General features: G+C 50.4%; 1 protein-coding gene. It reads left to right on the plus strand.

The annotated features are described in order from the left end of the window. Positions 1 to 13,555: hypothetical protein (locus WC639_00005; protein MFA6306183.1), on the plus strand; the 13,555-nt coding region annotated here is incomplete at both ends.

Below are 13,555 nucleotides of genomic sequence, written 5' to 3' on the forward strand. Positions count from 1 at the left end.
TTCTGTCCTGGAACGGCAACACGCTAAACTCGTCTCTGGTCCAGCTCGGCCAGATCGGCGATGTTTCCACTTCCACTTTGGCCTACGGCCATCTGCTGGTTTGGGACGGTTCAGCCTGGCAGGATACGGCCACTTCCTCATTAGGCATTAGCACCACCGGACTGGTTGGCACTTTAGGCCCTGACCAAGGCGGAACCGGCCAAGACTCATCAGGCTGGAACGGCCCGGTCAGTGTGGCTAACGGCGTCTGGCAAGCCACCACTTCTATCGGCGTGATGTACGGGGGCACGGGCTCCACCACTCTGACAGGCATACTCAAAGGCAATGGCCAAGGCTCTATCCAAACCGCTATTTTAGGCGCCGACTATGTTAACAACGGCTATTTCTCCGGCACCTCACCGATTAATTATTCCAACGGAACTATCTCTATTACTCAATCTTCCGGCTCAACCAACGGCTATCTCTCGTCCACCGACTGGACAACGTTCAACAACAAAATCGCTTCCACTTCGCTGTCAGCGCAAAACAATTTAACCTACTCATCAGCCACCGGCGTCATCGGGGTGAACGGGGATTATGCCATATCCCTGACCGCTTCTTCCACTAACTGGAACACTTTTTACAATACTCCATCTAACCGCATCGCGGCCGGCAGTCTTCTGTCCTGGGACGGCAACACGCTAAACTCATCCCTGGTCCAGCTCGGCCAGATCGGCGATGTCTCCACTTCCACTTTGGCCTACGGCCATCTGCTGGTTTGGGATGGCACCAACTGGCAGGATACGGCCACTTCCTCGCTCGGCATCAGCACCACCGGACTGGTCGGCACTCTAGGCGCCGACCAAGGTGGCACGGGCCAAGATTCATCAGGCTGGAACGGCCCGGTCAGCGTGGCCAACGGAGTTTGGCAAGCCACCACTTCTATCGGCGTGATGTACGGAGGAACCGGGCTGACTTTACTGCCAAGCTACGGCCAGCTGCTACTCGGCAACGCGGCTGGCGGCTACACTTTAACCGCGACTTCTTCGCTAAATATTGCTTTAGTTAATACAATCGGCACGCTGGATGTTAACCGCGGCGGCACGGGCCGGACAAGCTGGTCAGTAAACTCATTATTATTTGCCAGTTCTTCCAGTGAGATTGGTGAAATTGCCACCGGCACCGAAGGCTACGCTCTAGTTATGGTTAGCGGCAAGCCAACCTGGAGTTCAACCGTAGCGCCAAGCAATCATAATTTATTATCCGCTTCTCATTCTGATACGAATCAAGCCGCCGTACCGGTTACCGGCGATATGGTGTATTACAATTCCAGCAATGATTGGGACAGATTGCCTGTTGGTTCCGCTGGCCAAGTGCTTTGGGTTACCGGCAGTAATGTTCCCGGATGGATCGCTACTTCGTCATTAGGCATCAGCACCACCGGACTGGTCGGCACTCTAGGTCCTGACCAAGGCGGAACCGGCCAAGACTCATCAGGCTGGAACGGCCCGGTCAGCGTGGCTAACGGCGTCTGGCAAGCCACCACTTCTATCGGCGTGATGTACGGGGGCACGGGTTCCACCACTCTGACAGGAATACTCAAAGGCAATGGCCAAGGCTCTATTCAGACGGCTATTCTAGGCGCCGACTATATCAACAGCACCTATCTGTCCGGTGTTTCACCTATCAGCTATTCAAGCGCCAACGGCCAGATCTCCATTGCCAACGCGGTAGCCGACGGTTCAACCAAGGGCGCGGCCAGTTTCACGGCCGCGGATTTTAACGACAATGGCTCGGGTCTGATTTCCCTAGACTATGCTTCAGGCCAAGCCGCCTCGGCCGCGGCCAAAGGCTATTTAACCTCGGCCGACTGGACAGCGTTCAACTCAAAGATTTCTTCTTCCTCGCTCACCGCCTCTTTGCCTCTGTCCTACAACTCTTCCACCGGCGCTTTCACCATCGCCCAGGCCAACGGCTCAACCAACGGCTATTTATCTTCCACCGACTGGACTACGTTTAACAACAAAATCGCTTCCACTTCGCTGTCAGCGCAAAACAATTTAACCTATAGTTCAGCCACCGGCGTTATCGGGGTGAACGGCTCATACAATATTCCGTCCAACGCCTCCACCACTGAATGGAACACTTTCTATACCACGCCATCAACGAGAATCGCCGCCGGCCTAAATCTAGCCTGGAACGCTAACACCCTAAATCTCTCCACCACCACTTTGAATCTAACCACCGGCGCTTTTGCCTCGGCCAATGTTTCCCAATGGATCAATGACATTCACTATATCGCTTCATCATCCCTGTCCGGCGTGTCTCCGATCAGCTATTCCAGCGCCAACGGACAAATTTCCATCACTCAATCTTCCGGTTCAACTAACGGCTATCTCTCCTCCGCCGACTGGACAGCGTTCAACTCAAAGATTTCTTCTTCCTCGCTCACCGCCTCTCTGCCCTTGTCCTACAACTCTTCCACCGGCGCTTTCACCATCGCCCAGGCCAACGGCTCCACCAACGGCTACCTCTCCTCAACCGACTGGACAACGTTCAACAACAAAATCGCTTCTACCTCGCTGTCGGCCGCCAACAATTTAACCTACTCATCAGCCACCGGCGTTATCGGCGTCAACGGCTCTTACAACATTCCGTCCAACGCCTCCACTACCGAATGGAATACTTTCTATACCACCCCGTCCAACCGCATTACGGCCGGCGCCGGTTTGACATGGTCTACTAATACTTTAAGTGTTTCCACTTCAACTTTATTTACCTCCGGCGTTGATACAATGCCCGCCGGAACTGCCGGACAAACTTTAACCTGGCAGACTGGCCAGAATTGGCAGGCGACTTCAACTCTGGCAATCAGCGCGGCAGGGAATGTTACGGTTCCGGATTTAACAATCACCGGACTTTCAGGTTCAATAATTTCTTCAAATTCGGTCAAAACCTCTCTTCAAGAATTGGATGAGAGCCTTTACAAAATGTCGCAGTCCGGTTTTGACGCTTGGACTTCGGGCGCGGACGGGACCACCTACACCATTGTTGACGGCAAGTTTCAAGTTGATCGCGCCGGCGCAGGGTTTATTAAAGGAAAAAAGATTATCTGGACGGCCGGACTGCAAACCGGAGTCCTCACGGCCAGCTCAACCTCTTGGATTTATATTGATACGGATGGGCTTTTAAAAGCTTCAACTTCTTTCCCGGCCAATAAAATTATCCTTTTTGAAGTTTTATATGACGGGACAATTTATGACGTAGTTAAAGAAGATCACCCCTATTCTTTCGGCACGGCCGTTTCCAGCTATTTGCATAACAACGCCGGCACAACTATCCGTGGCACTGGAGCTATTATAACGCGCGTCGCGGCCGGAACCGGCGCCAGCGCCGATGATAGGCGGATTAAAATCGTCGGGGCGGATACTTTAGACGATCACGGATTGTCCACGACTATTTCGGAAGTGAATCCGGCCATTTTTAATATTTATAATCGCGTAGCGAGCGGCAAGTGGGCCAGATACGCTCAACAATCCGAATTGCCGATCGCCTATAACAGCGGACCGGGAACGGTGACGGCGCTGGACGCGGTCAATGCTTACGCGGTTTATGTTTTATATGTTTCAAAAGACGATATTGAAAGCGCCGATCCGCCCTATTACGCGACCATGGGGGAAACTTCCTATACATCGTTAGCGGACGCGCAAGCGGCCATTAGCGCCGGAACCGTAACTTTCGCTTCCAATGAATTAAGCTCGCTGGAATTCGCGCAATTGGGCTACGCGGTGGTGCAATACTCGGGGACCGGCGGATATATTAATGAGTTGCATGTTTTAAAATCTACTTTTAATCAACAACTCGTCGGCGGCGTAGCCGGCTCCGACCATGGGCTTTTAACCGGCCTGGCGGACGATGATCATCTGCAATACGCGCTTCTCGCCGGCCGCCTCAACGGACAAACTTTGATTGGCGGAACAGCTATTACCGACATTCTAAGACTGCAAGGCACAACCGGAAACGGCACGCTAACCAGCCCGGCCATCCAGGCTTTGGTCGGGAACGGCGGCCTTACCGCGGCAATGACTATTTTAAATAACGGCTCCGTCGGCATCGGCACGACTTCGCCCAGCCAACTCCTTTCAGTCGGCGCTACCACCGGTTCTCAATTCCTAGTCAATACCGCCGGCACGATAACTCAAGGCATTTGGAACGGTTCGGTTATCGGCGTTCAATACGGCGGCACCGGTTCCACCACTCTGACCGGCATACTGAAAGGCGCTGGCACCGGATCCATCCAGACGGCTATTTTAGGCGCCGACTATGTTAACAACGGCTATTTCTCCGGCACGGCGCCGATTAATTATTCCAACGGAACCATTTCTATTTCTCAATCTTCCGGCTCAACCAACGGCTATTTATCTTCCACCGACTGGACTACGTTTAACAACAAAATCGCTTCCACCAGTTTGTCGGCGCAAAACAATTTAACCTACAGCTCGGCTACCGGAGTCATCGGGGTGAACGGCAGCTATGCCATACCTCTGTCCGCCTCCACTACCGAATGGAACACTTTCTATACCACGCCGTCAACGAGAATTACCGCCGGCCTAAACCTGGCCTGGAACCAGAATACTCTAAATCTCTCCACCACCACTCTGAATCTGACCACCGGCGCTTTTGCCTCGGCCAATGTTTCCCAATGGATCAATGACATTCACTATATCGCCTCATCATCCCTGTCCGGCGTGTCGCCCATCAGCTACAATTCAACCAACGGACAAATCTCCGTTGCCGACGCGGCCGCCGACGGCTCAACCAAAGGCGCGGCCGCTTTCACCGCCGCTGATTTTGACGCCTCCACGGGTTTAATTTCCCTGGACTACATCAACGGGCAAAAAGCCACGGTGGCGGTTAACGGCTATCTCTCTTCCACCGACTGGACAACTTTCAACAACAAAATCGCTTCCACCTCTCTGTCAGCGCAAAACAATTTAACCTATAGTTCGGCCACCGGCGTCATCGGGGTTAACGGCAGCTATCTGATTCCTCTGTCCGCCTCCACCACCGAATGGAACACTTTCTATACTACCCCGTCTAACAGAATCGGAGTCAGCGGCAGTACTTTATCTTGGAACGGCAACACTTTAACTTCAACCGCCACTTCCACTAATTATTGGTATGCGAATGGGAATAATATTTATTCCGGCAATACGGGAAATGTCGGGATTGGGACAACTTCGCCTCTGGCCAGATTATCCATTCAAGGAACCGCCGGCCAGCCGGTATTAAATATCGCTTCATCAACTGGAGCTTCCTTATTATATGTAAATGAGTTCGGGAATGTAGGCATCGGGACGGCGAATCCGGGATCATACAAATTAAATGTTGCTGGTGCACTTTATGCTGCCCAAGTAGATTCTCCTGCCATTGTCTCAAACCAATTTTTAGATAGTTCTTTTGGTTCTAATGAAGCCATCTTGTTTGGCGGAGTAGATAAATATATTACCTTTAAAACCGATTCCATTGAAAAAATGAGGATTATAGCTTCAGGCAACGTCGGCATCGGTACGAGTTCGCCTTATGCCAAACTTTCCGTTTGGGGAAGCGGAAATCTATTTGAACTGATTAATACTTCTTCTTCCACAGTATTTAAAATTTCCGACACGGGTTCTACTACCATCGGCCTAACTACCATTTCTCCTAACGCCAGTACTTTAGGCCAAATTTTAATCTCCGACGGCACTAATGCTTATTGGCAAGCGACTTCCACGCTTGGCCTTGATAGCACGCTTAGTTTCACGGCTCCGCTTCAGCGCGCCGGCAATCAAATTTCCATCACTCAATCTTCCGGCTCAACCAACGGCTACTTGTCTAGTTCAGACTGGACGACGTTCAACTCAAAGATTTCTTCTTCTTCTCTATCCGCCTCTCTGCCTCTGTCCTACAACTCTTCCACCGGTGCTTTCACCATCGCCCAGGCCAACGGCTCAACCAACGGCTACCTCTCCTCAACCGACTGGGCCACTTTCAACAACAAAATCGCTTCTACCAGTTTATCCGCTCAAAACAATTTAACCTATAGCTCGGCCACCGGCGTCATCGGGGTTAACGGCAGCTATGCCATACCCCTGTCCGCCTCTTCCACCGAATGGAACACTTTCTATACCACGCCATCAACGAGAATTGCCGCCGGCCTAAATTTGGCCTGGAATCAGAACACCCTAAACCTGTCCACCACCACTCTGAACCTGACCACCGGCGCTTTTGCCTCGGCCAATGTTTCCCAATGGACCAATGACATTCACTATATCGCCTCATCATCCCTGTCCGGCGTGTCGCCCATCAGCTATTCCAGCGCCAACGGCCAGATCTCTATTGCCAACGCGGCAGCCGACGGCTCAACCAAAGGCGCGGCCAGTTTCACAGCCGCGGATTTTAACGATAATGGCTCGGGTTTAATTTCCCTTGACTATGCTTCAGGCCAAGCCGCCTCGGCCGCGGCCAAAGGCTATTTAACTTCCGCCGACTGGTCAACTTTCAACTCAAAGATTTCCTCTTCTTCTCTGTCCGCCTCTCTGCCCCTGTCCTACAACTCGGCCACCGGCGCTTTCACCATCGCCCAGGCCAACGGCTCAACCAACGGCTATCTGTCTTCCACCGACTGGTCAACGTTCAACAACAAAATCGCTTCCACCTCGCTGTCCGCCGCCAACAATCTGACCTATAGTTCAGCCACCGGCGTTATCGGCGTCAACGGCAGCTATGCCATACCCCTGTCCGCCTCCACTACCGAATGGAACACTTTCTATACCACCCCGTCCAACCGCATCGGCGTTAGCGGCAGTACTTTATCATGGAACGGCAATACTTTAACTTCCACCGCAACTTCTACCAACTATTGGTATGCGAGCGGCAATAATATTTACAATGCTAATTCGGCGAATATCGGGATAGGGACTTCCTCACCAAGCGAAAAACTCCACCTTACCGGAGGGTCTCTCTTAGTAGATAATTTTGGAAATCCACTGCGGAAAAGCGGCATTGACCTGGGTGCCAACGAGGTAAAATCTGTCTTTGTGTCAGGCAAGTATGCCTACATTGGCACAACTAATGCAACCGTAAATAATGAAGATTTTCAGATTTATGATATTTCTAATCCGGCCAGCCCGGTTCGCGTAGGCGGCGTGAATTTAGGTGATTTTGGCGTTATGTCCGTAACTATTTCAGGCAAGTATGCTTATGTCGGCGCTGAAACCTCCGGTACTACTAATGAAGATTTTCAGATTTATGATATTTCTAATCCGTCTAATCCGGTTCGCGTAGGCGGCGTGAATTTAGGCAACTATGATGGCGTTAATTCCATAGCTATATCAGGAAAATACGCTTATGTCGCCACAAATTTAGCTTTTTATAATGCCGAGGAACTTCAAATCTACGATATTTCAAATCCGGCCAATCCGGTTCGCGTAGGCGGGGTAGATTGGGGTAATTACGTAATTAATTCTGTCGCGGTTTCCGGCAATTATGCATATGTTACGGGATGGAATATTAATTTTTTCTCGATATATGATGTTTCCAACCCCGCCAGTCCGGTGCTGGTTGGTAGCTCAACCGAGGACACTTGGGGAGACTCAGTCACCGTGTCCGGCAAGTACGCTTATGTTGGCACAAGCAATGCCACGACCAATAGCGAAGATGTTCAAATATATGATATTTCAAATCCGGTATATCCGAGTCGCGTCGGCGGCATAAATTTAAATGATTATGATTATAATCAAATAATTATATCAGGCAAGTATGCTTATATCGGCACCTTAGACGCCACCACCGGCAACGAGGATTTTTTGATCTATGACATCTCCAATCCGTCAAACCCAGTTCATGTTGGCGGCATTGATCTGGGTACCAGCGCGGTAAATTCTATCTTTGTGTCCGGCAAGTATGCTTATGTAGGTACATTAAACGCCACCACCGGCAACGAGGATTTTCAGATTTATGATATTGGCGGAATTGATACGCCGCAGCTCACGACCGGTTCGATTTTTGCCAATAGTTTAAATATTTCTGAAGATATTTATGCTCGAGGTTTGAATGTTTATAACGGCGCCAATATTACGGGTGGTTTAAATTCTAGCGGAGAAGTTAGTATCTATGCTTCTACTACCCGTTCAGTCTTAACCGTGGTAGCTTCTTCCACCTCTAGCTACATCGGCCCTATTGCTTCTTTCTTCTCCGGAACCAATGAAGTCATGACTATCAGAGCTAATGGCAGAATCGGCATCGGTACCACCACCCCATATTCCAAACTGTCCGTCTGGGGATCGGGCAATCTATTTGAACTGATTAATACTTCTTCTACCACTAAATTTAAAATCACCGACACGGGTTCTACCACTATCGGCCTAACCACTATTTCTCCGGCCGCCAGTACTAACGGCCAGATATTAATCTCCGACGGCACTAACGCCTATTGGAAAGCAACTTCCACGCTGTTCACCGGCATGGGCTCGGTAACTTCGGTTAATATGTCCGTACCGACCGGTTTAGCCATTTCCGGCAACCCGATTACCACTTCCGGCACATTAGCTCTAACCTGGGGCGCCGGTTACCGCGCTTTAACCGATTATGCTTCAACCACCTGGGACACGGCTTACTCCCGCTCGGTTTCTTCCTGGACTTCGCCTTTGCAATTCTCCGGCGGCACGGCTTCTATATTACAATCCGGCGCGGCTCAAAACGGCTACCTGTCTTCAACCGACTGGAACACGTTCAACAACAAAATCGCTTCCACCTCGCTGTCCGCAGCCAACAATTTAACCTATAGTTCAGCTACCGGCGTCATCGGCGTGCATGGGGATTACAATATTCCTCGCGTTGCTTCCACTACCGAATGGAATACTTTCTATACCACCCCATCTAACCGCATCGGAGTCAGCGGCTCTACTTTATCCTGGAACAACAATACTTTAACTTCAACCGCCACTTCCACCAACTATTGGTACGCGAGCGGCAATAATATTTATTCCGGCAATTCCGGTTCTATCGGCATCGGCACCTCTACTCCTTGGAAAAAACTTTCCGTTACCGGCGATTTGGTTTTAACCGGCGCCTATTATGACTCTCTGTCTTCGGCCGGCTCTAATCTGCAAATCCTGCAATCCACGGGTTCGGCTACCAAATGGATTTCCACTTCCACTTTATTTACCGCCGGAGTTGATACAATGCCAACCGGAACGGCCGGACAAACTTTAACCTGGCAGACCGGAGCGAACTGGCAGGCGACTTCAAGCTTAACCATGCTGGCGAACGGTTTCGTCGGCATCGGCACGACAACTCCGCAAACACTGCTCCATATCGGTTCAGCTTCCTCAACCATGATCACCCAGCCGAATAACAGCTTATTCGTTTCCGGTGAATTGGAAGTCGGCGGAGTGGCATATCTCGGGCCTATGGAATTGCCGACCGACGGCGGAACCGTGACTTGGATTGACATGACGATTACCGGCTCGGTAGCCACCGGAACCGTTGAAAGATATAGCGCTCGCTTGGGCGGTATTGATATGCTAACGATTTACGGCGAGGCGGCCGGCTACTCGGGCGGCGTTATCGCCACCTCTACCCGCATCGGCATCGGCACGACTTCGCCTTTAACTAGATTATCCATCCAAGGCACGGCCGGAGCTAATGATTTATTAAACATCGCCTCGTCAACCGGCGCTTCGCTATTTTATATTAACGCGGCCGGCAATGTCGGCATCGGCACTTCTTCCCCATGGAAAAAACTTTCCGTTACCGGCGATATGGTTTTAACCGGAGCCTATTATGATTCGCTGTCTTCAGCCGGCACCGACGGCATGGTTTTACAAACCACGGGTTCAGGCACTGAATGGGTAGCCACTAGCACTCTAGGTTTTGGTACGGGCAACGGTTCGGTTACTTCGGTTGATATGTCCGTCCCGGCAGGACTTTCCATCTCCGGCAACCCGATTACCACGAGCGGAACGCTGGCTTTAACTTGGGCTTCAGGCTACCGCGCTTTAACCGATTATGCCTCTACCACTTGGGACACGGCTTATTCAAGATCGGTTTCTTCCTGGACTTCGCCTCTGCAATTCTCCGGCGGCACGGCTTCTATCCTGCAATCCGGCACGGCCCAAAACGGCTATCTGTCTTCAACCGACTGGAACACGTTCAATAACAAAATCGCTTCCACCAGTTTATCCGCCACTAACAACTTGACCTATTCATCGGCCACCGGAGTTATCGGGGTGAACGGCAGCTATCTGATTCCTCTGTCCGCCTCCACTACCGAATGGAACACTTTCTATACCACCCCGTCAACGAGAATCGGAGTCAGCGGCAGTACTTTATCCTGGAACGGCAATACTTTAACTTCCACCGCCACCTCAACTAATTATTGGTTTGCGAACGGCAATGATATTTATAATGCCAATTCGGCGAATATCGGCATCGGGACAAGTTCGCCTTATGCTAAACTTTCGGTCGCCGGCACTGTTGTTGCTCAAAATTTTAACGCGACTTCAGCAAACGCAACCTCAACTTTTGCAGGTAATGTTATGGTAGAAGGCAAATTAAGATTAAGACCAGCTGGCGATAGTACTATTGAAATTTTTTCTGCAAGGCCTGAAGACGATAATTATGAGAGAATTTTACTGGTGCAAGATTTACCTTTTGCCGGTCACGCTAATACAGCATTAGGTTATTTATCTTTAAATAATCTTGATATGGCAAATGGCGATGGTAATACTGCTATTGGTACTTACGCGCTTGGTTCAAATAATCCAATAACAGGTGATAATAACACCGCGCTTGGCTACGGCGCTGGGTCTGATATAACATCTGGTTTTAATAATATATTTATTGGGAAAAATGCTGGAGGGGTAACCACCGGATCAAATAATATTATTATCGGCCATGATATAAGCGCAACTTCCACTACTATGACCGGCGGTTTGAACATCGGCAACCTGCTTTTCGGCACGGGTCTGGACGGCACGGGTACGACTCTATCAACCGGTAATATCGGCATCGGCACGACCTCCCCTTGGAAAAAACTCTCGGTTACCGGCGATCTGGTTTTAACCGGAGCCTATTATGATTCGCTGTCTTCGGCCGGCACTAACGGCATGGTTTTACAAACCACGGGCTCGGCCACTGAATGGGTAGCGACTTCCACTCTAGGTTTTGGCACAGGCAACGGTTCGGTAACTTCGGTTGACATGAGCGTCCCGACCGGACTTTCAATATCCGGCAATCCGATTACCACTTCCGGCACGCTGGCTCTGACTTGGGCTTCAGGCTACCGCGCCCTAACCGATTATGCTTCAACCACCTGGGACACGGCTTACTCCCGCTCGGTTTCTTCCTGGACTTCGCCTTTGCAATTCTCCGGCGGCACGGCTTCTATATTACAATCCGGCGCGGCCCAAAACGGCTACCTGTCTTCAACCGACTGGTCAACGTTCAATAATAAGATGGGCTCCAGCACAATTATATCACTTACCAATAACTATCTTCCCAAATGGAACGGCACAACCAATACCTTTAACAACAGCCTGGTTTACGATAATGGCACTAACGTCGGCATCGGCACGACTTCGCCAAACCAAAAATTAACCATTTTCAATAACGCCGCGGATTCGGCCATAGAATTTTCTTCCGCTTCCGGAAATACTTATAAATGGACTATGGGCATGGATTATTCGGATGCCGGCAAGTTTAAAATTGCTTCAAGTTCCGCTCTGGGCACGTCTGACCGCTTAACCATAGACGGCAACGGCAATGTCGGCATCGGCACATCCGCCCCAAGCTCTCAATTAACGCTGGAAAATTCCGTTAGCGCTCCGACACTTAGAATAATCGGCCCTTATAACAGCGGCAAACCGTCTATTTTCATTAAAGATGGCAATTTGAATCCTACGCAATCCCAAGGCATGGAGCTTAGATTAAATAAAGATCTTACGCTTTCTCAATTTGAATTTAACTCTTACACGGGCATGGCTACTTTTGTTGCGGCTGCTTTTGACATAAGTTCAGGAAATTTCGCAGTAGGCTCAAGCACGTCCAGAAATCTTGGCGCTAAATTGCAAGTAAGCGGCGGCGCGGCAATCGGCAGTGATTATGCTCTTTATAATTCGCCGACAAACGGCTTAATCGTCTCCGGCAACGTCGGCATCGGCACCTCTACTCCTTGGAAAAAACTCTCGGTTACCGGCGACTTGGTTTTAACCGGAGCCTATTATGATTCTCTGTCTTCGGCCGGCTCTAATCTGCAGATCCTCCAATCCACGGGTTCGGCCACCAAATGGATTTCCACCTCAACTTTATTTACCGCCGGAGTTGATACTTTGCCCGCCGGCTCGGCTGGACAAACTTTAACCTGGCAGACCGGAGCGAACTGGCAGGCGACTAGCACTATGTATCTTAGTCCGACCGGCTATTTAGGTCTAGGCACAACCACGCCCAACCAGAAACTGTCCGTCTATACGGAAGCCGGGGATTCGGCGATCAGCTTCGGCGACACTAATACCACCTGGTTTACCATGGGCACGGATTATAACGCTAGCGCCAGTTCAACTTTTAAAATTTCCGCCGGTTCGGCGTTAGGCACGAATGATTTAATCACGATTACCGATTCGCAAACATCATTCCTAACTCCGGCTTCGTTTGAAGCCGCGGGCGACGTGGTTATCGCGCATGATTTAATGTTTGATAACGCGTCCGCTTCTTACATTAAATCCACTTCGCCTTTTTACATAGAAGCCGGCGAGCAATTTAATTCTTCGGACCTTACCTTAAGGACATTTAATTCCGGCAACATTATTTTAGACGCCGGCTATACGGGCACGACCCAGGCCACGGCCTCTTCAACTCTAGCGGCTTTAACCGTTATTCAGTCAGGCCTGGACGCGACCACCGGCCCGATTGCTTCTTTTTTCGCCAGTTCAACCGAAGTAATGCGCTTATCCACTTTAGGAAATTTAGGTATCGGCACAACCTCTCCATGGAAAAAACTTTCTATTACCGGCGACCTGGTTTTAACCGGAGCCTATTATGACTCGCTGTCTTCGGCCGGAACCGACGGCATGATTTTACAAACCACGGGTTCGGCCACTAAATGGGTAGCCACTTCCACTTTAGGCTTAGGCGGTTCGGGCGGTTCGGTTTCTTCGGTTGATATGAGCGTGCCGACAGGGTTAGCCATTTCCGGCAACCCGATTACCTCTGCCGGAACTTTGGCTTTAACCTGGGCTTCGGGCTACCGCGCTTTAACCGATTATGCTTCTACCACCTGGGACACGGCTTACTCCCGTTCGGTTTCTTCCTGGACTTCGCCTTTACAATTTTCCGGCGGCACGGCTTCCATCCTGCAATCCGGCGCGGCTCAAAACGGCTATCTGTCTTCAACCGACTGGGCTACTTTCAACAACAAAATCGCTTCCAGCACGATTATATCGCTTACCAATAATTATCTTCCCAAATGGAACGGCACAACCAATACTTTTAACAACAGCCTGGTTTATGATAATGGCACTAACGTCGGCATCGGCAC

Source organism: Patescibacteria group bacterium, assembly GCA_041662965.1.
GTDB lineage: Bacteria > Patescibacteriota > Patescibacteriia > Patescibacteriales > GWC2-42-12 > JACPHD01.